General features: G+C 65.5%; 19 protein-coding genes. 4 read left to right on the forward strand and 15 right to left on the reverse strand.

All coding sequences use genetic code 11. The features are described from left to right. Nucleotides 1–20: 20 nt before the first annotated feature. The 9 genes from xylA to AC1D0P_RS05205 all read right to left on the reverse strand — a co-directional run bounded on the left by xylA (nt 21) and on the right by AC1D0P_RS05205 (nt 10,105). Nucleotides 21–1,346, reverse strand: coding sequence for a xylose isomerase (gene xylA / locus AC1D0P_RS05165; RefSeq protein ID WP_477675716.1), 1,326 nt, complete (start codon nt 1,344–1,346; stop codon nt 21–23). Between the two features lie 117 nt (nt 1,347–1,463). Next, the gene (locus AC1D0P_RS05170) at nt 1,464–2,420 is read right to left on the reverse strand and encodes an SMP-30/gluconolactonase/LRE family protein (protein ID WP_477675717.1); all 957 of its coding nucleotides are present in this window, start codon (nt 2,418–2,420) and stop codon (nt 1,464–1,466) included. Between the two features lie 26 nt (nt 2,421–2,446). After that, nucleotides 2,447–3,448, reverse strand: a complete 1,002-nt coding sequence (locus tag AC1D0P_RS05175) for an ABC transporter permease (protein ID WP_477675718.1) — start codon at nt 3,446–3,448, stop codon at nt 2,447–2,449. Then, on the reverse strand, nt 3,448–4,434 hold the full coding sequence (locus tag AC1D0P_RS05180; RefSeq protein WP_477675719.1) for an ABC transporter permease: 987 nt from the start codon (nt 4,432–4,434) through the stop codon (nt 3,448–3,450). Before AC1D0P_RS05180 ends, AC1D0P_RS05175 begins: the two co-directional genes overlap by 1 nt. Further along, nucleotides 4,431–5,981: a sugar ABC transporter ATP-binding protein gene (locus tag AC1D0P_RS05185; RefSeq protein WP_477675720.1), complete on the reverse strand. Its 1,551-nt coding sequence runs from the start codon at nt 5,979–5,981 to the stop codon at nt 4,431–4,433. The genes AC1D0P_RS05180 and AC1D0P_RS05185 overlap by 4 nt, the downstream gene beginning before the upstream one ends. An 11-nt stretch (nt 5,982–5,992) precedes the next feature. After that, entirely contained in the window at nt 5,993–7,096 is a 1,104-nt protein-coding gene (locus AC1D0P_RS05190) for a sugar ABC transporter substrate-binding protein (RefSeq protein WP_477675721.1), read from the reverse strand. 168 nt (nt 7,097–7,264) lie between these two features. Continuing rightward, nucleotides 7,265–8,242 carry an ABC transporter substrate-binding protein gene (locus AC1D0P_RS05195; RefSeq protein ID WP_477675722.1) on the reverse strand — a complete coding sequence of 326 codons (978 nt, stop codon included), beginning with the start codon at nt 8,240–8,242 and terminating at the stop codon, nt 7,265–7,267. A gap of 97 nt (nt 8,243–8,339) precedes the next feature. Then, nucleotides 8,340–9,341 (reverse strand): NAD-dependent epimerase/dehydratase family protein, encoded by a 1,002-nt coding sequence (locus tag AC1D0P_RS05200; protein ID WP_477675723.1) that lies wholly within the window; start codon nt 9,339–9,341, stop codon nt 8,340–8,342. After that, on the reverse strand, nt 9,338–10,105 hold the full coding sequence (locus AC1D0P_RS05205) for an SDR family NAD(P)-dependent oxidoreductase (RefSeq protein WP_477675724.1): 768 nt from the start codon (nt 10,103–10,105) through the stop codon (nt 9,338–9,340). The genes AC1D0P_RS05200 and AC1D0P_RS05205 overlap by 4 nt, the downstream gene beginning before the upstream one ends. Before the next feature lie 214 nt (nt 10,106–10,319). Here AC1D0P_RS05205 and AC1D0P_RS05210 point away from each other — a divergent pair, with 214 nt between their 5' ends. The 3 genes from AC1D0P_RS05210 to AC1D0P_RS05220 all read left to right on the forward strand — a co-directional run bounded on the left by AC1D0P_RS05210 (nt 10,320) and on the right by AC1D0P_RS05220 (nt 12,989). After that, nucleotides 10,320–11,540: a XylR family transcriptional regulator gene (locus AC1D0P_RS05210; protein ID WP_477675725.1), complete on the forward strand. Its 1,221-nt coding sequence runs from the start codon at nt 10,320–10,322 to the stop codon at nt 11,538–11,540. A gap of 49 nt (nt 11,541–11,589) precedes the next feature. Then, nucleotides 11,590–11,943: a hypothetical protein gene (locus tag AC1D0P_RS05215; protein ID WP_477675726.1), complete on the forward strand. Its 354-nt coding sequence runs from the start codon at nt 11,590–11,592 to the stop codon at nt 11,941–11,943. Between the two features lie 326 nt (nt 11,944–12,269). After that, nucleotides 12,270–12,989 (forward strand): nucleotidyl transferase AbiEii/AbiGii toxin family protein, encoded by a 720-nt coding sequence (locus AC1D0P_RS05220; protein ID WP_477675727.1) that lies wholly within the window; start codon nt 12,270–12,272, stop codon nt 12,987–12,989. Here the strand turns inward: AC1D0P_RS05220 and AC1D0P_RS05225 are convergent. The 5 genes from AC1D0P_RS05225 to AC1D0P_RS05245 are packed head-to-tail and all read right to left on the reverse strand — an operon-like array spanning nt 12,986 to nt 19,847. Further along, nucleotides 12,986–15,415, reverse strand: coding sequence for a glycoside hydrolase family 31 protein (locus tag AC1D0P_RS05225; protein WP_477675728.1), 2,430 nt, complete (start codon nt 15,413–15,415; stop codon nt 12,986–12,988). The two genes, AC1D0P_RS05220 and AC1D0P_RS05225, sit on opposite strands and share 4 nt — an antisense overlap. Before the next feature lie 43 nt (nt 15,416–15,458). After that, entirely contained in the window at nt 15,459–16,460 is a 1,002-nt protein-coding gene (locus tag AC1D0P_RS05230) for an ABC transporter ATP-binding protein (protein ID WP_477675729.1), read from the reverse strand. Between the two features lie 15 nt (nt 16,461–16,475). Next, on the reverse strand, nt 16,476–17,531 hold the full coding sequence (locus AC1D0P_RS05235) for a carbohydrate ABC transporter permease (protein ID WP_477675730.1): 1,056 nt from the start codon (nt 17,529–17,531) through the stop codon (nt 16,476–16,478). A 10-nt stretch (nt 17,532–17,541) separates the two neighbouring features. Beyond that, a complete protein-coding gene (locus AC1D0P_RS05240) occupies nt 17,542–18,531 on the reverse strand; it encodes a carbohydrate ABC transporter permease (protein WP_477675731.1) in 990 nt (329 codons plus the stop codon). 29 nt (nt 18,532–18,560) lie between these two features. After that, nucleotides 18,561–19,847, reverse strand: a complete 1,287-nt coding sequence (locus AC1D0P_RS05245) for an ABC transporter substrate-binding protein (RefSeq protein WP_477675732.1) — start codon at nt 19,845–19,847, stop codon at nt 18,561–18,563. Nucleotides 19,848–19,849: 2 nt separating this feature from the next. Between AC1D0P_RS05245 and AC1D0P_RS05250 the strand changes: the two genes are divergently transcribed. Further along, on the forward strand, nt 19,850–21,157 hold the full coding sequence (locus AC1D0P_RS05250) for a LacI family DNA-binding transcriptional regulator (protein ID WP_477675733.1): 1,308 nt from the start codon (nt 19,850–19,852) through the stop codon (nt 21,155–21,157). Nucleotides 21,158–21,280: 123 nt separating this feature from the next. Here the strand turns inward: AC1D0P_RS05250 and AC1D0P_RS05255 are convergent, their stop codons facing one another. Next, nucleotides 21,281–22,204 carry an amino acid ABC transporter substrate-binding protein gene (locus tag AC1D0P_RS05255; protein WP_477675734.1) on the reverse strand — a complete coding sequence of 308 codons (924 nt, stop codon included), beginning with the start codon at nt 22,202–22,204 and terminating at the stop codon, nt 21,281–21,283. Between the last annotated feature and the right edge of the window lie 23 nt (nt 22,205–22,227).

Here is a 22,227-nt window from a genome sequence, read left to right on the forward strand (position 1 = left end):
TGGGCGCTCCTGCCGGTGATTCAGACGACCGGATCGAAGATCGCGGCGTTCACGCGGTTTTCCAGCCACTCCTGCCGCCCGCTCACCGGCTTGGGCCTGATGTCCTGGACAAAGGCATATTCGGCGACCTCGCTGAGCTTCATGTCCCCGCCCAGGATGCCGCGGCCCAGGTCGCCCTCCCAGCGGGCATAACGCTCGGCGCGAAAGCGCTCGAGCTCACCGGCCTCGATGAGCCGCGCGGCGCTCTTGAGCGCCAGGGCCAGCGCATCGATGGCGCCGGTGTGCCCATGCAGCAGGTCCACCGGGTCCATGCTCTGGCGGCGCACCTTGGCGTCGAAGTTGAAGCCGCCGCTGCCGACGCCGCCGGCGCGCAGGATTTCATACATCGCCAGGGTGAGGTCTTCCACGCTGTTGGGGAACTGGTCGGTGTCCCAGCCGTTTTGCGGGTCGCCCCGGTTGGCGTCGATGCTGCCGAAGATGCCCAGCGAAGCGGCCGTGGCGATTTCATGCTGGAAGCTGTGGCCCGCCAGCGTGGCGTGGTTGGCTTCAATGTTCAGCTTGATCTCGTGCTCCAGGCCGAATTCCTTGAGGAAACCATAGACCGTGGCGCTGTCGTAGTCGTACTGGTGCTTGGTGGGTTCCAGCGGCTTGGGCTCGATCAGCAGCTGGCCCTGGAAGCCGATCTTGTGTTTGTGCTCCACCACCATCTGCATGAAGCGGCCGAGCTGGCGGCGCTCGCGCCGCAGGTCGGTGTTGAGCAGCGTGTCGTAGCCTTCACGGCCGCCCCACATCACATAGTTGGCGCCGCCCAGGCGGTGGGCGGCATTGAGCGCGCTGAAAACCTGCGTCGCGGCATAGGCGAAGACTTCCGGGTCGGGATTGCTCGCGGCCCCGGCGGCGTAGCGCGGATGGCTGAACAGGTTGGCCGTGCCCCACAGCAACTGGATGCCCGTCTCCTGCTGCTTCTGCGCCAGCACGTCCACCACGGCAGAGAGGTTGCTGCGGTAGTCCGCCAGGCTCGCGCCCTCGGGCGCCACATCGGTGTCGTGAAAGGTGTAGAAGGGCACACCCAGCCGCGAGATCAGGCCGAAGGCGGCGTCGGCCTTGCGGCGCGCCAGCGTCAGTTCGTCGCCGGGCACGTGCCAGGGCCGTGCGAAGGTCCCCTGCCCGAATACGTCGTTACCCGGCCACACAAAGGTATGCCAGTAGCAGACGGCGAGCCGCAAGTGCTGCTCCATCGTCTTGCCCAGCACGCGCGCCTTGGCGTCGTAATGGCGGTAGGCCAGCGGATTTGTCGACTGCGGGCCCTCATAGCGGACCTGGGGTAGGGATTCGAAGGAGGTCATGTCTGCGTCAGAACAATCAAAGAGGCGATGCTAGCCCTTGCGCCGCCGCGCAAGCTTGCGAATTTGGCGAGCGCGGCTTATGAAATTTCTTTCTGCATCGCAGCAATTGGCGTGAACTCAGCCGGGCCGCGGCGCGTGGGTGCCGGCGCCGGACACCGCCAGGTAGCAGGCATACAAGGAAGTGGTCGCCGTGATGAACAATCTGTTACCCCGGGGACCTCCGAACTCGAGATTGGCCACAGGCTCCGGGATGAGGATCTTGCCGAGCAACTCGCCGCGCGGCGTGAAGCAGTGGACGCCGTCGGCGGCACTGGTCCACACATTGCCGAGGGCGTCCACGCGCAGCCCGTCCGGGATGCCGGCGTCCACCGTGACGAACACTTCGCCTCCGCGCAGCCTGCCTTCTTCCACCTCGAATGAACGGATATGGCGCGGCCCCCCGGGGTCGTGCGAGGCGCCCGATTCCGCGATGTACAGCCGCTTTCCGTCAGGCGAGAATGCCAGCCCGTTCGGCTGGACAAAATCGGTCGCGGCCGCATCCACCCGGCCGCTGGCGGGATCGACGCGGAACACGTAGCGGCCTCCGTATTCAGGCTCCGCCGTGTAACCCTCATAGTCGGAAAGGATGCCGTAGGTCGGGTCGGAGAACCACAAGGCACCGTCGGGCCCGGCCACCAGGTCGTTGGGCGAGTTGAGCTTCTTGCCCTGGAACGAGGATGCCATCACCGTACGGCGCCCGTCGTGTTCGGTGCGGCTGACGCTGCGCGTGCCATGCTCGCAACTGAGCAGGCGGCCCTTGCCGTCGCGCGTGTTGCCGTTGGCGAAATTGGAGGGCTTGCGGAACTCCACGACGCATCCGGGCCCGGCGCCATCGGGCACCCAGCGCAGGATGCGGTTGTTGGGGATGTCGCTGAACAGCAGGAAATCGCCCGCGGGGAAATACACCGGTCCTTCGGCCCAGCGCGCGCCGGTGTAGAGCTTCTCAACAAAGCCGTTGGGCGGCGCCACGCCGCGAAAGCGCGCGTCGTGCAGGCGGAACTCGCCGCGAATGCCGTAGTGTTCACCCATGCTCATCTCACCTTGCCTTAACTTACCTCACCTTACCTCACTTTGGCCGATCTTCCGTACAGCATCAGCATGACCAGGATCAGCGCTCCATAAATGATTTGCCGGCCCGCTTCGGGCATCTGCAGGACCGCCAGCATGCTTTGCAGCAACACGATGAATACCACACCGGCGACCGTGCCCAGGTAGCTGCCGCGCCCGCCCAGGATGTTGGTGCCGCCCAGCACCACGGCCGCGATCGCCGGCAGCAGGTAGGGGTCGCCCATGGCCTGGTAGGCGTTGCCCGAATACCCGGCCAGCAGCACGCCCGCGAATGCGGCCAGCGTGCCGCAGGCGACGAAACAGGCGACCGTCATCGCGGCGGTGCGCACGCCGCTGAGGTAGGCGGCGCGCTCGCTGTTGCCGATCACGTAGACGTAGCGGCCCGCCGCCGTGCGCGTCAGCAGCAGGTACACCAGCAGCGAGACGGCGGCCCAGGCCAGCACCGCGTTGGGCAAGCCCGCGGTCCTGCCCACTGCCAGGTCGCGCATCAGCGGAGTGGCCGCGTCCTGGGGCGCATGGCCGCCGGTGTACAGCACCATCAGGCCCTGCAGCACGGCATTCGCGCCTAGCGTGAAAATCATCGAGGGAATCCGCAGGAAAGCCACGCCCAGGCCGTTCACCAGCCCGATCAGCGCGCCACAAAGCAGGCCGGCGGGAATGGCCCACCCGGGCCCGAAGGCCGCTCCTGCGGCGGCGGCCATCATGGCGCCGCTGGTGATGGTCCACGGCACGGACAGGTCGATGTGGCCCAGCAGGATGACGGCCATCAGCCCCGCCGCGGCAAGCCCGAGGAAAGCGGCGATCTGCAGCTGCTGCAGCAGGTAAGTGGGCATCAGGAAATTACGGTTCACGGCACTGCCGGCCAGCAGTAGCAGCAGGCAGCACAGCGCGACCACGGCGGGCGGGTTCAGCAGCAGCCGCTGCAGAGCGCGTAGGGGCCGCTTCCCGGCCCCCCCGGACGAAGGCTGTGCGGCGATCACGTCGCTTGCGTTCATCAGAACAGCTCCAGGCGGTTTCTCACGCGCAGCACGCGCGCCGCGCCTATGCACACGGCGCCCAGCAGGATCAGGCCCTCGAACAGCGGCTGCCACAGCGCCGGCGCGTTGAAGACGAAGAGCAGGTCGCCGATGGTGCGCAGCACGAAGGCGCCGAGGATGGAGCCGACCATCCCGCCGGTGCCGCCGTACAGCGAGGTGCCGCCTATCACGACCGCCGCGATGGAATTGAGGGTGTACAGCCCCGCCTGCGGTCCGCTGGCCTCGCCCGACAGCGCGATCAACGACAGCAGCAGCCCGGCGACGCCCGACAGCAGCCCGGCGAGGGTGTAGGCGAGGAATTTGGCGCCCTCGGACGGAACGCCGGAAAGGTAGGCGGCCTGCTCCGATGAGCCGACGGCATAACACGCGCGCCCTATCACCGTGCGCCTGAAAGGCATCCACCCCAGCACGACCAGCGCGGCCAGCAGGACCAGGGTGGCGGGGACCACCCCGAACAGCCGGCCGGTCAGGGCGTCCGCCAGCCCCTCGCTGACCTCGCCGCCGGGCGCGGGCCGCAGCAGCAGCGCAAAGCCGAAGTACACCGCGCCGGTGGCGAGCGTGACGATGATGGGCTGAAGGCGCCCGAACACCACGATGGCGCCGTTGATGGCGCCCGCCGCCGCGCCACAGGCCAGCACCAGCACGATGCCCAGGGCCACCTGCCAGGGCGCACCATTCACCACCGTGGAGGCGAGGCAGCCGGTCAGCACCATCACCATGCCGACGGAAAGGTCCAGTCCCCGGGTGATGACAGGCAGGGTCTGCGCCATCGCCACGATGGCCAGCAGCACCGCCTTGTTGGAGGCGGTGGTCACGATGGCCACGGAGATCGAGCGCGGATGCTCCAGCAAGAACAGCGCGAACATCAGGACGAACACCGCCAGGGCGGCGAGCGGCCCGCCGTTGCGCCGCAATGCCATGGCCCATTCGCCGCGCCGCGTCATGCCATGGCGGCCTCCCCGCCGCCGGAGGGAACGTTGGGTGAGTCGTTGAGCGAGACGTTGAGCGAAGAGGCCACGATCGCGTGTTCGCTGATCTCGCCGCCGGCCAGCGTGCGGGCGATCCGGCCCTCGTACATGATGAGCACGCGGTCGGCCAGGCCGACCAGCTCCTCGTAGTCGGTGGAATACAGCAGCACAGCCACGCCTTCGGCGGCGAGCCGGCGCAGCAGCGCATACAGCTCCTGCTTGGTGGCCACGTCAATGCCGCGGGTCGGGTCATTGAGCAGCAGCACGCGCGGCTGGGTCATGAGCCAYTTGGCGATCACCACCTTCTGCTGRTTSCCGCCCGACAAGGTCTGCACCGCGTCCTGCGTGGAGCCGATCTTGATGCGCAGCTGCTCCACCATGCGCGCCACGGCGGAATGCTCCGCCGCCGCGCTGAGGATGCCCAGGCGACCGAGCGCCGGCAAGCTGGCCAGGCTCATGTTCTCCCGGATGCTCATGGGCAGGATCAGCCCCTCGGTCTTGCGGTCCTCGGGGATCAGCGCGATGCCCAGCTCCGGATCCCTGCACCGGTGCGGCGCCAGGCCGCGCGGCTCGCCGAACACCTCCACCTTGCCCTGGACGCCCTTGAGCACACCGAACAGGGCCAGCAGCAGTTCGCGCTGGCCCTGGCCGTCCAGCCCTCCCAGCCCGACAATTTCGCCGGCCTTGATCTCCAGCGAGATGTCGTGCAGCTCGGGGGGCCAGCTCAGGCCCTCCACGCTGATGGCGGGCTGGGCCCAGGGCGCGGGACCGGTTTTCGGCGGATAGGACTTGGCGACATCGCGGCCTATCATCAGCTGCACCACCTCCTCATCGGAGCGGCTTCCGCTGGGGAAAGTGTCCACGCGCCGGCCGCTGCGAAACACCGAGCAGGTATCGGCCAGCGCCTTGACCTCATGCATGCGGTGTGAAATGAACAGGCAGCCCACACCGCCTGCCCGCAGCTGGAACAGCAGCTTGTAGAGCCGCTCCACGTCCTCGCCGCTCAAGGCGGAGGTCGCCTCATCGAGGATCAGCAGCCGCGGCCGCAGGCTCAGCGCCTTGGCGATCTCGATCAGCTGGCGCCTGGAAAGCGGCAGGTCGCGCACGCGCTCCTTGGGATGGATGTCGCCGCAGCCCAGCATTTCCAGCAAGGCCACGGCTTGCTCTTGCTGGGCCTTGGCGTCGATCAGCCCGCGCCGGCGCGGCGGCCGCGCCAGGAAGATGTTCTCCGCCACCGAGAGGTCAGGCACCAGGGACAACTCCTGGAACACGCAGGCGATCCCGTGGTCGCGGGCCACGTTCGGCGAAACCAGGCGCAGCTCGGCCCCCTCCATGAGGATGCGGCCGGCATCGGGCTGCACCACGCCGGCGATGGCCTTGATCAGCGTGGACTTGCCCGCGCCGTTTTCACCGAGCACAGCATGGATTTCACCGGCGTGGCAGGTGAGGTCCGCGCCGTCCAGCGCGCGCACGCCCGCATAGCGCTTGGAGATTCCCTGGAGCTGCAGCAAGGCCTCGGGCATGGCGGCTTCCCTCAGGTGTTGCCTTCGCTCTGTTTCATGATGTCCGGCGCCGTGATGTTGATGTTGCACGGCGGGAACTCATTGGCCACATAAAAGGTGTCCGGCAGATCGGGATAGAAGTTCTTTCCCGGCTCCATCTGCTGGTATTCCACGTAGGGGATGGGCACCGAGATGTACTGGGGCAGCTTCTGTCCCTGCAGCGCGGCGATGGCCGCCTTCAGCGCCACGGCCACCAGGCCGGGGGACTGCGCGGCCGAGGCGCCCTTGAGGCCGTCCTTGTGGTGCGCATAAACCATCTTGCGAAAGCCGTTCTCGCCCTCGGCGCCGATAGGCACGAAGGGATGTTTAGCCTCGATGAGCGCACGCACCGTGCCGTTGGAGCCGGCCTGGGTGTAGATGCCGTTGAAGCGGCCGTGCACGGCGATGGCGTCCGCCGCCACTTTCTGGGACGTGCCGTCGTCCCAGTTGCCGACCACCTCGACGATCTGGATGCCCTTGTGCTTTTCCATGATCTCGCGAAAACCCAGGTGCCGGTCGCGGTCGACCGAGTTTCCGGGCAGCCCGCGGATTTCGAGCACCTTGCCGCTGGTGACGCCGTTTTTCTCCAGCCATCGCCCCATGAGGCGGCCCATCTCGAGCTGGTCCTCGTTGACCTGGATCACCTCGTCGGTGTCCAGCACGTTGTCGAAGGGGATCAGCACCACACCCGCGTCCTTGGCGCGCTTGATCACCGGCTTGAAGGACGTGGGCGACACCGCGATGGTGAGGATGGCGTCGAAGCCCGCATTGATGAAGTTGTCGACGGCGCCCAGCTGCGCGGCGACGTCGGTGCCGGTGGAAACCACCTTCAGCTCCTTGATGTGGGGCTTCATCTCGGGCGTCGCCGCATAAGCCTTGAGCGACTTGATCATCTGGATACGCCAGCTGTTTCCCGCGTAGCCGTTGGCCAGGGCGATGCGGTAGGGGCCTTTCTTGGCGGGGTACTGGATGGTCTTGGTGCTGGCGGCAAAAGGCTTGAAGCAGCCGGGCTCGTAGGTCTGCGCGCCCGCCGCTCCCGCGATACCCGCCAGTGCTGCGCCCGCGCTTGCGGCAAGGATGTCTCGTCTTGTATGCATTGCTGTCTCCTGCTCGTTTTTTGCCGGCCTGTCGGCATGCGCGCGATCGCGAAACCGCGCGGGTTGGTCGTAATGGGCCGCGACTTCCAGGCCAGCCGCTTTCTCGTCACCCTACGAATGCAAAACCGTTTCGCTGGTCCTTCACTGGTTCTTTCACTAGTACTTTCACTAGTACTTGCGGTTGGGAAACTCTTTGGCCGCGACTTCGGCCGGGAATACACCTTCGATCGTCTTGATCCAGCGTGGCAGCGGCTGGCCGGCGGCGGCCTTCGCCGACGCCTCCATCAGCTGCGGGCCCAGAAGCGGATTGCACTCCACGCTCACGTTCATCTTCCCTGCCACCATGGCTTCGAAAGCGCCCTTCACGGCGTCGACGCCGATGACGAGGATGTCCTTGCCGGGCTTGAGGCCCGCCTCCTCGATGGCCTGGATCGCGCCTATGGCCATGTCGTCGTTGTGCGCGTACAGCACATTGATCTTTTTGCCCTCGGCCTTCAGGAAGGCCTCCATCACTTCCTTGCCTTTGGCGCGCGTGAAGTCGCCGGTCTGGGAGCGGATGACCTTGTAGCGCGAGTYCCCCTTGATGACTTCGTCGAATCCCTTCTTGCGGTCGATCGCGGGGTCTGAGCCGACCGTTCCCTGGAGCTCGACGATGTTGACGGGCCCCGTGGTGCTCTTCGTGTTGTCCAGAAGCCATTGCGCCGCCCGGCGGCCTTCCTCGACGAAGTCGGAACCGATGAAAGTGGTCCAGGTGGACGGGTCTTTCACCACCACGTTGCGGCTCTCCAGGATCACGGGAATCTTCGCGGCCTTGGCCTCCTTGAGCACGGTGTCCCAGCCTGTCGTGACGAGCGGCGCGAGAATGATGACGTCCACCTTCTGGGYGATGAAGGAGCGGATCGCCTTGATCTGGTTYTCCTGYTTCTGCTGCGCGTCGGAAAACTTCAATTCGTAGCCGGCCGCCTTGGCCGCGGCTTTGACCGAGTCGGTATTGGCGGTGCGCCATTCGCTCTCGGCGCCCGTCTGGGCAAAGCCGATCACCAGTTTCTTGCCAGCGGCCTGGGCCCGGGCAAACGGGCTCCATGCCAGCGCGAGGCCGGCGCCGGCCAGTGCTGCCGTGAATGTGCGTCGCTTAAGAAGTCTCATGTCTTGTCTCCTGATATTGGTTTGGTCAAAGCGCGCCGGCACTCGAGGCTTCCCTTCCCTGCTCCTCCCGGTGCGGCAACGGGCGGAGCCGGTGTTCCTATCCGGGATACCAGACGACCCGGGGTTCCTCGGCCGAACGCTGGTAGGCCCATGCGGCCTCCACCAGCCGCGCCATGTCGTAGCGCGGGCGCCAGCCCAGGAGAAATTTCGCCTTGCTGTTGTCCAGCCAGGTCGAGTGGTAGGGGGTGGGCACGGGAACCAGCGGCGCTCCGCGCGTGCGCGCCAGGTAGTCGCCCAGCGCCCCGTAATCGACGGGCTCGTCCATGCAGACGTTCATGCGCTGGTGCCTGGCCTGCGGCGCATCGAGCGCCAGCAAAAGCGCCTCCACCAGATCGTCCACATGCACGAAGTTGCGCTTCACCGGCTTGCCTTGCGGATCCAGCATCACCGGGACGGCCTCGGAGGCCACGTAGTCCCGCGCCCTCGCCGCCCCCACCAGCTCTTGCCAGCGGGGACCGCCGAACACGTCGTCGCCGAAGGACAAGGTATAGCGGAAATCGTCTTTTTCCATGATCCAGGGCGCGCGCAGGCAGCAGCCGTCGAGCCCGTACTGGATCTGGTATTGCTCCAGCATCACTTCCTCGAGCACCTTGGACAGGGCATAACATCCCGGGTAGGCGCTGTGCGGCTGGCTCTCGACGACGGGCGCGCTGTGCGGATAGTAGAAGTGGCCGACCGCGGCATCTCCGCCCACCAGCAGGAACTGGCGGAATGTGCTGCTGGCGCGGCACTCCTCGAGCAGCCAGAACATGCCCTTGACCGCCACGTCCATCACATCGTCCGGCGTCTCCTTGCTGGTCGCCAGATGCAGCACATGCGTGGCGCCTTCCAGCGCGCGGCGAACGTCGTCTTTATGCTGGATGGAGCCCTGCACCGATTCGACCCGGGGATGCGGAGGCAAGGTCCGCTTGTGGCACAGCGCGCGAAGCCGGAACCGGTCGTAACGCGCATCGCCCAGCAGGCGCTCGATGAAGGCTCGCCCGACTTTTCCGGTCGCGCCCGTCACCAGGATGAGATCGCGCGCCGCCGGAGCGTTCATGTCCAGCCACCGTCGACGACCAGGTCTTGCGCGGTCATCATGCTGCTGTCATCGGAGGCGAGAAAGAGCACGGCGCGCGCCAGGTCGCTGGGCGCCAGTTCGCCGGGCAGGCACTGCGCCTTCGCCAGTTCGATCTTCGCTTGCGGCGTCACCCACAGCCGGACCTGCTTTTCGGTCATGACCCATCCCGGGACCACCGTGTTGACGCGGATGCGATGCGGGCCGAAGTCGCGCGCAAGGCTTCGGGTGAGTCCCTGGGCCRCGGCCTTGCAGGTGGTGTACACCGGCATGCCGCCCGTCTTGACCATCCAGCTCACCGAGCCGAAATTGATGATGGCCCCCCCGCCCAGGGCTTTCATGTCCTTGAAAACCTCCTGCGCGGCGAAAAAGTAGTGCTTGAGGTTTACCGCCACGCCGGCATCCCATGACTCGGGCGTGGTCTCTTCAATCAGGTGGCGCTGGTCATTCGCCGCGTTGTTCACCAGCACCTGGATGGGACCTATGCGCTGGCGCAGCGCGCCTATGGCGCCGCGCAGGCGGGGGATGTCCGTCACATCGCATTCCTCGAAATGCACGCCGCGCAGCCCTTCACCTTCGAGCCTGGCCAGCAAAGCCAGGGCACCTTCCGTGTCGATGTCGACAAACCCCACCCGGGCGCCTTRCGCGGCGAAATGCTCCACCAGGGAAGCGCCTATCCCCGTGGCGCCGCCGGAGATGAGCACACTCTTGCCGTTGAGACTCGGGTAGCGGGTTGGCTCAGTCATCGATTTCCTCGTTGGTTTCCTGGAAGCCGTTTTCCGTTTCGCGCACAGGGAGGGCGCGCCTTTACGCGATGGGAGGAGTGCCCCCACCGCGACAAGCAGAGTGGCGATGCTAGCGGGTGCGCCCGCGCGGCGGCTTGCGAAATTGCCGAGTGCGGCTTACGAAATTTCTTTCTGCATCGCAGCAATTGGCGCGATGTGCCAAGATCGGCCCTCCATGACAAAAAGCCCGACCCCGCGCCGGCCCGGCCGGACAAACGGCCCCGCAGTCCTGCGCGTGGCCCTGTTGTTCCATGCCAGCAAGGTCTACGACCGCGAGATCCTCATCGGCATCGGCGACTATGTGAAACAGACGCGAGTGGCCTGGGACCTGTTCCTGGAGGAGGACTTCCGCTTCCGCCTGGACGGCATCCACGAGTGGGAGGGCGACGGCATCATCGCGGACTACGACGACCCCGCCGTCGCGCGGGCGCTCGCGGGCGCCCATGTCCCGGTGATCGCCATCGGCGGCTCGTACGAGGATCCCGCCAGCTACCCGGGCCAGGTCCCCTACGTGGCCACGGACAACCAGCTGCTGGTCGCCCGCGCGCTCGAGCACCTGGTGGAAGCCGGCATGACGCGATTCGCCTGCTACAGCCTTCCGGAATCCCCGCTCAACCGCTGGGCCCAGGAGCGCGAGAGGGCCTTCTCGGCATGGCTGCAGCGCAACGGCGCTTCGGGCGAGATCCACCGCGGCCTGGCCACCAGCGCACCCACCTGGGGGAGCGCCACCAAGAAGCTGATCGCCTGGCTGGACAGCCTGCCCAAGCCGATCGGCATCGTCGCCGTCACCGACGCGCGCGCGCGCCAGCTGCTGCAGGCCTGCATCGTCGCCGACATCGCCGTGCCCGACGAAGTGGCGATCATCGGCATCGACAACGATACGCTGGGGCAGCACCTCACCCGCATCGAGCTCAGCTCCGTGAGCCAGGGCACGGCCGAAATGGGCCGCCGGGCGGCGCAGCTGCTGCACCAGGCGCTGAGCGGCTCGCCGGTTCGCGGCACCCGCGTGGTGGTCCCGCCGGCCGGCGTCCAGAGCCGGGCGTCGACCGCGCGCGACGTCAAGCACAGCCCGGCGGTGATGCGGGGGCTCTATTACATACGCCAGTACGCCTGCCAGGGCATCAAGACCGAGCAGGTGGCCGAGATGATGGGCATGTCGCGCTCGTCGCTGGAGATGTATTTCCGCCGCGACCTCAAGCGCTCCGTGCACGACGAGATCCTGCAGCGCAAGCTGGAACACTGCTTCGAGCTGCTGGCCCACACGGACACCGGCATCGCGGAAATTGCGCAGGCCTCGGGCTTCCGCTCGGTGCAGTACCTGAACGCCGTGTTCCGGCGCGAAGTGGGGGCTACGCCGGTGGCATGGCGGGAGGCCAAGCGCGTTGAATTGCGCTGAAGCCTCACCCGGGGTTTTCCATCCACCAACTGCGGTAACCAGGATTGCCATGCACAAAGCCATGACGGCCATCGCCGCCGCGTCTTTCGCCGCTGCGGCGCTGCTTGCCTTCTGGGTCAAGCGCGAACACCGCCCCGCGGAGGCCATCGCCGCGACGCATGCCTACATCGAAGGCGTGGACGCGGACGCCGGCTGGAAAGCCCGATTGCATCGTTGCGCCACACCGACCGCATTCACACCCTTCCAGACAAACGGCAATCGCCTGCGCCGCCTGGCCGGCAATCTGGACCCCGATCCAGCGGAAGTCAGTGTGGATTTTTTCGATTGTTCGGTTCGCTTCCACCTGCGCAAGCAGAAGTCGGGCGCCTGGCTGGTCTACAAGGTCCAGAGCCACGCGGGCTAGTGGGGGAACGCGGGCGCGCGAACAACAGGGTCACACAGCACCCGCACTTCCGCCCCGAAAGCCCAAAGCATCCGCCAACCCGCCGCTCTCGGATCCGCGGTGGGGCCTGTCCTGGTCGAGCCAGTCCCCGAAGCCGGAGGCGCTTGTAAGGAACGCACTGAAAAAAGGCAACTACGCGCCGGTCCTCCAGGCGGTGCTCGAGTACGGAAGCCCTTTTGTCCAGGAGCAACTACTGGCCCTCCGCGCGACGGGTGAACTCCAGGCATCCACCGATTCAGGCGAGGCGCTTGCAAGGATGCTGCGCAACATCGAGAAAGGCATTTCCCGTGCTCAGGCCTGATACCGAACAACTCTGGGACTACCTGAAGGAAAACCGTGGCTTGAGAGGGTTTGTGCTGGTCGGAGGGACGGCGCTCTCCATCCATCTCCATCACCGGATCAGCGAAGACCTGGACTTCATGATTCCGCAAACCCGGCTGCCTCGCCGGCAAATTGAGGGCTTGCGCCGGATGGCGGGCGAAGCCGGATTTCCTTTCGTGGCGAATGACAGCATTGACGGGGTCAGGGAGTTTGAAGACACGGGCATGGACTATTGGGACTACATGCAGGACTACATCGTGGCGGGCACGGTCAAGCTGACATTGATCGCCCCCGACCCTGAGGTCTCGGCCCTGCTGCTGCCGGGCCTGGACCACAGGCCAAGGCTGGCAACGCTGCACGAGATTTTCAAACTGAAATGCATAGCGTGCGCCAACCGGACCAAATCCCGTGACTGGCTGGACATGTATGTCCTGCTCACCGGAAATTACTTCAAGCCTGCCGACTTCTACGCTGCTTTTGAAGAAGCTGGTGTTCCGATGAAGTTCGACATTGCCATGCAGAGGATGTGCAAGGATTCGATCCCTGAATCGGACGAGGGATACGACATCTTGCTGCCGGACCCGCCCACCATCGCCCAGATGCAGGAATACTTCATCGGGCTTAAAGAGCGTATTGAAGAAGACGTTGCTTTACAAAAAGCTTCGGCACTGCCGCCGCCGGACTAGAGCTTCAGGGTCAGCCACCTCCAGGCGCCTGCCTCTTCTAGCCGGTCTTGCACCAACGTTGCGCCAGCAAAGCTCAGCACACGCTGCTCGGCCGCCGGCATCAGCAGGATGAGACTGTCTTGCACAGGCGGCTGCGCGCCCTCACGATGAACCGCGATGTGCAGAGCCCCTGCGGTGGACTCGACCCGCAAGCGCCACTGCCCATAAGCGCCGCTGCGCCAGGCCTGGGTATGGCCGTCGTCTTCAAAACACGCGGCCTCGAAACTGCCGTCGCCCCTGAAGGGAAACAGCTGGAAGCCTCGCACGTCTTCGACTTTTGCGAAATGAATCTCGCCGAGGTTCAGCGGGATGGCGCAGCCTTCGCGTGCCAGCAGCGGAGGCGCGCCGTCCAGCGGCGCCTCCAGCGTCACCGATCGGCCGGCGTCGAAGTGCCGCGCCGTGTGCACTTCGTACCAGCCCCCGGTGCCGGGCAGCCATACGCGGCGCTGCGTCTGGCCGGGCTCGACCACCGAGGCCACCAGCAGGTTGCCGCCCAGCAGCATGTCGTCGTTTTCTTCCAGGCAGCGTATGTCTTCGGGGAAGTCGTGGCAGGTCGGCCGGATGATGGGTTCGTAGGCAGTGTGGTAACGCCACACCAGGTCGTAGAGGTAGGGCATGAACCGGTAGCGCAGGCGGATCAGTTCGCGCACCTGGGGCGTCACCTCGGGGTACATCCAGGGTTCATTGACGGTTTTGTCGTCGTTCCATGAATGGATGCTGAAGCGCGGCAGGAAGATGCCGTGCTGCACCCAGCGCAGCAGCAACTCAGGCCCCGGCGCGGGGCCGGAGAAGCCGCCGATGTCGTGGCCGGTGTTGGACACGCCGGACATCGCCAGGCCCAGGCCCATGCGGATGTTGTAGCGCAGCGTTTCCCAGGACGTGTAGTTGTCGCCCGACCAGGTCTGCACATAACGCTGCATGCCGGCGGCGCCTGAGCGCGACACCAGGTAGGGCCGCTCCGCGGGCGCGAACTCGGACTGCGCGGCATGCGAGGCCTGCATCATCAGCAGGGTCTGCAGCGGGCGCACCTCTCGCGCGGCACGCGGCGCGCCGAAGCCGTGGGCCAGCGCCTTGTCGCTCCAGATTTCGTATTCGTTGTTGTCATTCCAGGTGGCGGGGATGCCGTAGTCGAGCAGCTGCTCCGTGACCTGCTGCTTCCACCACGCGATGGTCTTGGGATTGGTGAAGTCGAGGTAGGCGCCGGTGCCGTCCCAGAACTGGATGGCGGTGGGCCGGCCGTCCGGGTCTTGCACCAACAGGCCGGCCTGCCTGGCTTCCTCAAAGTGCGGGTGGTTGCCGAGCAGCGCGGGCTTGATGTTGGGCACCAGGCGCACGCCGCGATCCAGGTAGCTCTTCACAAAGCGGGCGGGGTCGGGAAATTTCTCGCGATTCCAGTTGAAGACGTAGCGGCCGTTGCCTATGGAGGTGTAGCCCGACGAGAGGTGAAAAGAGTCGCAGGGAATGTCATGCTCTTCGCAGCGCTCGAGGAACTCGCCCATGCGCTCCTGCGCGTTGGGCGCGTCGGTGTAGCTCATGGTCGAGCCGGAATAGCCCAGCGCGTAGCGCGGCGGGAAGATGGGCCGGCCGGTGAGCCAGGTGTAGCGGCGCGTGATGGCGGCCGGGCCGTCGCCGGCGATGTAATACAGGTCGAGGTCGCCGTGGTCGGCCACAAAGTAGCGGTAGTGGCCGTGGTAGTTGTCCATCTCGCGGCCCATGTCGAAGCTGCAGTCGGACAAGGTGTCGTAGAACAGGCCGTAGCAAAGGCCCGCGTCCTGTTCGCCACCATCACCTGGTTTTCGTGTGATGTAGAACGGGATGTGTTTGTACAGCGGGTCGGTGCTGCGCGCGCTGTAGCCCATGGGGTCCAGGTTGCACATGCGGTAGCGCTGGCCGGCGCGGTTGGCGTCGCCGGCGCGCTCGCCCAGGCCGAAGTAAGCCTCGCCGCGATCACGCTGCAGGTAGTGGTAGACCTTTTCGTCCCACCAGCCGAAGTTGTAGCTTTGCGTGGAACGGTCGGCGGCGCTGGCCTGCCAGCGGCCCTGGTGCCGGCTTTCCCAGTGGCAGAAAAAACCTTTGAGCGCGATGCTCAGGCGCACAGCACCGGTGGTGATCTGCAGTTGTGCGCCCTCTTCCTTGAGCTCGAACGCGGGCAGCGAAAAGCCGCTCACGTCGAAACGGTCGCGGCCTTCGACGGGCAGGTTTTCCAGGCCGGGCGCCACCGTCCAGCTGCGCGGCATCTGCAGCCGGCCCTGCGGCAGCACCAGCACGCGGACGATGTCCTCTTCGAGCACCCAGATGTGGGCCACGGCGGCGCCGTCGCTGGTCAGCACAAGGTGGTTGTCGGTGCGAGATTGCAGGGCGAATACGGGGGGATGGTCCAGGCGCATGGTGGGGGAATCGGAGGGAAATGGGGTCAGCCGGGCATGGCGCTCAAAGGCGCAGGCCGTTGGCGTCGAAATAATGCAGCTGCTCAGCGGGCGCGCTCACGCTGACGGTGTCGCCGCGCTTGATCGTGGTCTGGCCGTTCAGGATCAGTTCAAAAGGCGCATCGGGTACCACCTTGCCGTGCAGGATGCTGGTGCTGCCGAGCTGCTCGACCTGGGTTACCGCCAGTTGCAGCGGACCGTCGTCCGACAGCCGCGCGTGCTCGGGCCGTATGCCCACGGTCTGGGCGCCGGGTTTGGCGCCGGGCAGCTGCGCCGCCGGCACGAAGTTCATGCGTGGGCTGCCGATGAAGCCGGCCACGAACTGGTTGCAGGGCCGGTTGTACAGCTCCAGCGGCGAGCCGACCTGCTCGATGCGGCCGGCGCGCAGCACCACGATCTTGTCGGCCATGGTCATGGCCTCGACCTGGTCGTGGGTGACGTAAATCATGGTCGCGCCCAGGCGGGCGTGCAAGTCGCGGATCTCGGCGCGCATGGAGACGCGCAGCTCGGCGTCGAGGTTGGACAGCGGCTCGTCGAACAGGAAGAGCTTGGGTTCGCGAACGATGGAGCGGCCTATGGCCACGCGCTGSCGCTGGCCGCCGGAAAGCTGGGTGGGCTTGCGCTGCAGCAGCGGAGTGAGCTGCAGCAGGGCGGCGGCGGCGTTGACCTTGCTTTCGATGACCGGCCTGGCCACGCCCAGGTTCTCCAGGCCGAAAGCCATGTTGTCGTAGACGCTCATGTGCGGRTASAGCGCATAGGACTGGAACACCATGGAGCAGCCGCGGTGCGCGGCGCTGACCTCGTTGACGCGCTGGCCGTCGATACGGATGTCGCCGCTGCTGGCGGGCTCCAGCCCGGAGATGATGCGCAGCAGCGTGGATTTTCCGCAGCCCGAGGGGCCGACGAAGACTACGAATTCACCGTCGGTAACGGTCAGGTCCACACCATGGATGATGGTAGCTTTGTCGAAGGTTTTGACGACGCTGGCGAGTTCAAGAGTGGCCACGGGAGAGTCCTTGGTTTATTTGACGCCGGCGCTGGCGATGCCGGTCGCGATGTATTTCTGCAGGAAGGCGAAGACCAGGGTGATCGGGATCAGGGTGATCACGGTCATCGCCAGCAGGTAGTGCCACTGCGTGTTGAGTTCGCCCTGGAAGGCATTGAGCGCCAGCTGCAGGGTGAAGTGCTCAGACTTGGACAGCACGATCAGCGGCCAGAGGAAATCGTTCCAGCGCCACATGAAGGAGAAGATGGCCAGCACCGCCATGGCGGGGGCCGCCAGCGGCAGGATGATCTTCCAGTAGATGCGCCACTCGCTGGCGTTGTCCATACGTGCGGCCTCCAGCAATTCGTCGGGAATGGTCAGCATGTACTGGCGCAGCAGGAACACGCCGGTGGGCGTGGCCACCGCGGGCAGGATCACGCCCCAGAGGTTGTTCAAGAGGTTCAGTTCCGAGATCACCAGGAAGGCCGGCACCAGGATGATGGTGGGCGGGATCATCAGCGTGGCGATGATCAGCACGAACACCGTCTTTTGCCCGGTGAACTGGTACTTGGACAGCGCGAAGGCCGCCATCGAGTTGAACAGCAACGTGAGGATGGTCGCCACCACGGTGATGAACACGCTGTTCCACAGGTAGGTGCCGAAGGCGAACTTGCCGAACAGCTCGGTGTAGTTGCCGCCGGCGAACTTGAGTTCATTCACCGGCTTGCGGTCGTTGATGTTGACGCGGAGCTCGGCTTGCGGCGCGGCGGGGTCGACCATGGTGGCGACCAGGCCGATGCGGCGCACCTGGGCCAGTTCGCGGATGTTGCCCTGTTCGTCCTTGGCACGGAACAGCGGCAGGGGCTTGTCGTAACCGGCCACCACCGCTTCCTTCTGGCTGTAGGGCAGGAAGGTCGGTGGGAACTGGCTGAGCGCGCTTTCGGTCTTGAAGGACGACATCACGAGCCACAGCACCGGCCCGAACATCACGATGAGGCCGGCCAGCAGGTAGGCGTAAGAGACCCAGTCGGTCCAATGCAGGCGGCTGCCGCCGTGCTTGTGACCCTGGGTACGGGTAAAGAAATTGGCCATGGCTTTTTCCTTACTTCTTGATTTTTCCGGCCTCGCCGGCTTTGGACAGCCGCAGTTGCGCGAGCGTCAGGGCCATCAGGCCGGCGGCCAGGATCAGCGAGGCCGCGGCGGCCAGGCCGTAGAGGTGGATCTGCTCGGCGAAACCGGTCTGGTAGATGTACTGCACGATGAAGGTGGTGGCCGAGCCCGGGCCGCCGCCGGTGAGCACAAACACCTCGTCAAAGCTCTGCACCGCGCGGATCATCACCAGCACCAGCACCACGATCAGGTTGGGCATGAGCAGCGGCAGCGTGATGCGCCTCAGCACACGCCACGGCGGCGCGGCGTCCATCTCGGCGGCTTCATAAACGTCTTTCGGAATGGCCTGCAGGCCGGCCAGCAGGATCAGCGTGTAAAAGCCCATGTGGGCCCAGATCGACACCACCACCACCCAGAAAAAAGCCCAGTGCCGGTCCAGCAGCCAGTCCATCGGCGAGGCGCCCATGGACACCAGCGCGGCATTGAACACGCCCTGGCTTTGCAGCAGCCATTTCCAGATCAGCGCCACCACCACCGGCGACAGCAGCACCGGGTAGAAGAACACGCCGCGCCAGAAACCGCGGCCGATGATCTTGCGGTTCAGCACCAGGGCCGTCACCAGCGAGAAGAACACCATCAAGGCCACCTGGATCAGGCTGAACTTCACCGTGTTGGCGATGGAGCGCCAGAAGATGTCGGTGCGGCAGGTCTGCAGGTCGGTGTAGTCGCGGCATTCAAGCAGGATGGCGAAGTTCTCCAGCCCGGTGAATGGCCGCTGCGTGGGCAGCAGGTTCACCCCGCCCGTGACCGCATACACCAGGTTCACCACGATGGGCAAAAAGGTGAAGAGGCTGATCACCACCAGGTTGGGCCCGACGAACAACCAGCCTATGCGCGAGGCGCCCAGCCATTTCTGGCCCAGCCGGAAGACCGGCTCGAACAGGTTGAACAAAAAGCCCAGGAAGGCCGAAAAAACCGACATACCGACTCCGATCTGTACCTATGACGCCGCTAGCGCATTGCCTTATGCCAGTGACAGCGCGGAACTGGCTCCGCCAGGCCGCAGGTGTCGCCCCCTGCAAGGGGGGAGGCGCGCACGCAGTGCGCGCCCACGGTCGGCAGCATCAGGGCGCGGTTGTACTTGTAGCCTTGCAGCGCGTAGGCCGGCGGCGCGATGGTGGCGGTGCCGCTGGTGAACACGCCCAGCGCGGCGCGCGCCGCCGGACCGGCGCTCGGGTAGTCCACGCCTTTTTTGGCCACGCCGGCATGCGCCGGGATGTTGTTGGTCCGGGACGCGAATTCGGCGACATTGGCCTCCTGCGCCATGAAGTCCAGGAAGCGACCCACTTCCTTCGGGGACTTGGTGGTTTTCAGCGCCACCCAGGCCGCGCCGCCGGGCATGCCCGAGCAGGCAGCAGGGCCGCAGGGGTTGGGCACGGCGACCCAGTCGAAGGCGTTGCCGATTTCCTTTTGCATGCGGTTGATCTGCCAGGAACCCGACAGGATCATCACCACGCGGCCGTTCTTGAACTCGCCCACCGCATCGGCATAGCTGGAGCCGCCCGAGCCGCCCCACACATCTTTCAGCATGGTGCCATCCTTGTGCCAGGCGACGAACTTGCCCACGGCGGTCTTGTAGCCGGTGTCAACCGTGAGGTTGCCCTTGGCGTCGAAGATCTTCGCGCCGTAGCTCACGGCGGGGCCGGCGAAGCGGTGGCCCGAACGGTCCCAGGCCATGGCCGCCGGGGTCTGCGTGGCCTTGGCCACCTTGCGCGCTGCGTCGGCCCACTCTTCCCAGGTGGCCTTGGGGCCGGGCATGGGTACCTTGGCCTGCTCGAATAAGGTCTTGTTGACGAAGGGGCCGGTCATGGTCATTTGCGACAGGAAACCGTAGATGCCCTTGTCGCCCGCCTTGTTGCGCATCCAGGGCAAGGTGCTGCCGAAGTTGTCTTCCCAGTACTTGCGGTCCTTCACGTGGGCGCTGATGTCGATGTAGTTCTTCGACAGGCCGCCGATTTCGGCGACACGCGCGATGTCGGGCCCCTGGCCGGCCGCGAGCTRCACCGGCAGCTGCTCGACCACCGTCTTGTAAGGCACCACATCCAGGATCACCTTGGCGCCGGCGTTCTGGGCTTCATAACGCTTGATGAGGTCGGCCGTGACATCGCATTCATTGCCGTCCTGGTAGCACATGACGCGGATGTCGGCGAAGGCGCTGGTGGCCAGCGTGGCGACGGCGGCGCCCAGGAGGCCGGCGCGCGTGGCGCGCCTGGCGAGGGAACGAAGCTGGAAGTTCATGGTTGTCTCTTTCTGGAAAAAAGGAAGGGAGGGGCCGATCGGTCGTCGGCTTCATGAATGCGCGTCAGCCGCCGGCGCAAGGGCGAAATCCGCGGGCGTCTCGCGCCAGTCGCGCAGGGCAGTATTTCCTCGGCGCGCGGATACGGATCGAGCAGGCGCACCGACAGGGACTTGCCGTCGCTGTGCGTGCTGCTGGAAGTGAAAACCATGTCGTCCTGTGCCGTTGTGTTGCGATCGTTGGCGGTTTTGGCTATTATGGCAAACGTTTGCCAACGCTTGGCAATCGTTTGCCATACTTGTCAGTCGCGGAGGGCGTCGGCCCGGTTTCGCTGAGCGAAGTCGCCGTGCAGGCCGGCGTCTCAATCTCCACCGTCTCGCGCATCGTGAACGGCGAGACCCGGCGGGCTTCGCCGGAAACGCTGGCGCGCGTGCGCGAGGCGATCAAGACCGTGGGCTACCACCCGAACCAGTTGGGGCGCGCGCTACGCAACCGTGAGAGCCGCCTGGTCGCGATGCTGGCCGCCAACCTCGACAACCCGGTGATGGCCACGCTGGCCGCCTCCACCGAGGCCGCGTTGCGCGAGGCCGGCTATACGATGATCCTGTGCGACACGCACGACCGGCCGGAGCTGCAGGACGACTATCTCAACGCCATGCGTTCGCAGGTCGTGCAGGGCTACGTGATGGTCGCGGCCCAGCCCAGTGCCGGCCTGCGCGACTTCGTGGAGCGCGGTGCGCCGATAGTCTTCGTGAGCCGGCGCAGCCCGTTCGGCACCTGCGCCTTCGTGGGGCCGGACAACCTGGCGGCCGGCGCCGCCGCCGCAGACTACCTGCTCGACCGCGGCATCGACGCGCCGGCCGTGGTATTTCCGTCGCGCGGATCGTCCACGACCAGGGAACGCGTGCAGGGCTTCTGCGWGCGGGCCGGCGCAAGAGGCTTGTCAGCCGACCGGATCCGCCGGGTGGAGGCCCCGGGCATCTCGCATCTGGAAATCGGCTACGCCGCCGGGGCCCAGTTCGCGGCGCCCGGCGCCTGGCCGCGTGGCGCGATGTGCATCAGCGACCAGGTCGCCTATGGGCTGCACCGCGTGGCCCGCGAGAGCGGGATCCGGGTGCCCGCCGATTGCGAGTTGGTCGGCATCGACGGCAACCCGATCAATGCCTGGCTCGCCCCGTGGCTCACCTCGGTCGAAATTCCGCATCAGGATTTCGGACCGGTCATCGTGGACCTGATGCTGAGCCTGTGGGGCGGCGAAGCGCCGCGCGAACGCCTCATGCCGCACCGCATGGCGGCTGCGCTCGAGACCTGAAACTGGCCAGGCTTGATGCGGGCGCTTGCCTGGGTTCTTTTTGCTGCGGGTGTGCGAACCGTGCTCCAGGCTGATCTTCTGGCCGCAGCCGGTCGTGATGGTGTAGCCCTTGGGAGGGACTGGTTAGGGTTTCGCCGCCGCCGGCGCCGCCTGGTAGTCCTCCATCGGCCTGTCATTGGGTTTGGCCCATGCTGCCTTGATCGATTCGGGGGTTTGCAGGCCTATGGCCACGCCTTTTGGCGGAATGGGCTTGAGGTACCACTTCGTCCACAGGTCGCGCAGGGCGCCCGACGCGGCCATGGACCGGATGGTTTCATCCGCTATCTTTTTGAGTTCCTTATCGTCTTTTCGCATCATGATGGCGATGGGCTCCACATTCAGGACTTCTCCCACCACCGCGAAGTTCCTGGGTGTCTTGGATGTGGCGATCAGGCTTGCCAGCATGGCACCGTCGATGACGTAGGCATCGGCCCGGCCGGTCTCCAGAAGCAGGAAACTGTCCTGGTGGTCCTTTCCCTGAATTTCCTTGAAGTCCAGGCCTGCAGCCCTCTTGTGTTTCCGCAGGTGCTGCACCGAGGTGGTACCCGTCGTCGTGACGACTGTCTTTCCGTTGAGCTGGCTTATGGAGGTGATCCCCGAATCGACCCTGACAGCCATTCGAACCTCTTCGATGTAGGTTGTCACGGCGAATGCGACGTCTTTCTGCCGTGCCGCGTTGTTGGTCGTGGAACCGCACTCAAGATCAACCGTGCCGTTTTGCACGAGTGGAATGCGGTTTTGGGACGAGACCAGCTGGTAGCCGACTTCGATCATGCCCAGGTTGAGTTGTCGCCGGGCGGCATTGATGATCTGCTGGCAGATATCAATGTGAAACCCCACGTACTTTCCGTCGCCCAGCGTATACGACAGCGGGACGGATCCGTCCCTCACCCCCATCGTCAGCTTGCCGGTGGTTCGCATCTTCTCCAGTGTGCTGACCTGCGCAAGGACAGGCATTGCAAACATCGCCGCGGCGACCAGCAATGCCGTTGGTTTGAGTCGTTTCATAAGTGCTCCAGGTTGCAGGTAAA

The organism is Polaromonas sp. P1_G2, from assembly GCF_056405515.1.

Excerpts from the sequence above, each read along its gene's own strand:
- AC1D0P_RS05190 (WP_477675721.1), bottom strand. The coding sequence starts at position 7,096 with ATGCATACAAGACGAGACATCCTTGCCGCAAGCGCGGGCGCAGCACTG.
- AC1D0P_RS05255 (WP_477675734.1), bottom strand. The coding sequence starts at position 22,204 with ATGAAACGACTCAAACCAACGGCATTGCTGGTCGCCGCGGCGATGTTT.
- AC1D0P_RS05200 (WP_477675723.1), bottom strand. The coding sequence starts at position 9,341 with ATGAACGCTCCGGCGGCGCGCGATCTCATCCTGGTGACGGGCGCGACC.
- AC1D0P_RS05175 (WP_477675718.1), bottom strand. The coding sequence starts at position 3,448 with ATGAACGCAAGCGACGTGATCGCCGCACAGCCTTCGTCCGGGGGGGCC.
- AC1D0P_RS05180 (WP_477675719.1), bottom strand. The coding sequence starts at position 4,434 with ATGACGCGGCGCGGCGAATGGGCCATGGCATTGCGGCGCAACGGCGGG.
- AC1D0P_RS05225 (WP_477675728.1), bottom strand. The coding sequence starts at position 15,415 with ATGCGCCTGGACCATCCCCCCGTATTCGCCCTGCAATCTCGCACCGAC.
- AC1D0P_RS05210 (WP_477675725.1), top strand. The coding sequence starts at position 10,320 with ATGACAAAAAGCCCGACCCCGCGCCGGCCCGGCCGGACAAACGGCCCC.
- AC1D0P_RS05235 (WP_477675730.1), bottom strand. The coding sequence starts at position 17,531 with ATGGCCAATTTCTTTACCCGTACCCAGGGTCACAAGCACGGCGGCAGC.
- AC1D0P_RS05240 (WP_477675731.1), bottom strand. The coding sequence starts at position 18,531 with ATGTCGGTTTTTTCGGCCTTCCTGGGCTTTTTGTTCAACCTGTTCGAG.
- AC1D0P_RS05215 (WP_477675726.1), top strand. The coding sequence starts at position 11,590 with ATGCACAAAGCCATGACGGCCATCGCCGCCGCGTCTTTCGCCGCTGCG.
- AC1D0P_RS05170 (WP_477675717.1), bottom strand. The coding sequence starts at position 2,420 with ATGAGCATGGGTGAACACTACGGCATTCGCGGCGAGTTCCGCCTGCAC.
- xylA (WP_477675716.1), bottom strand. The coding sequence starts at position 1,346 with ATGACCTCCTTCGAATCCCTACCCCAGGTCCGCTATGAGGGCCCGCAG.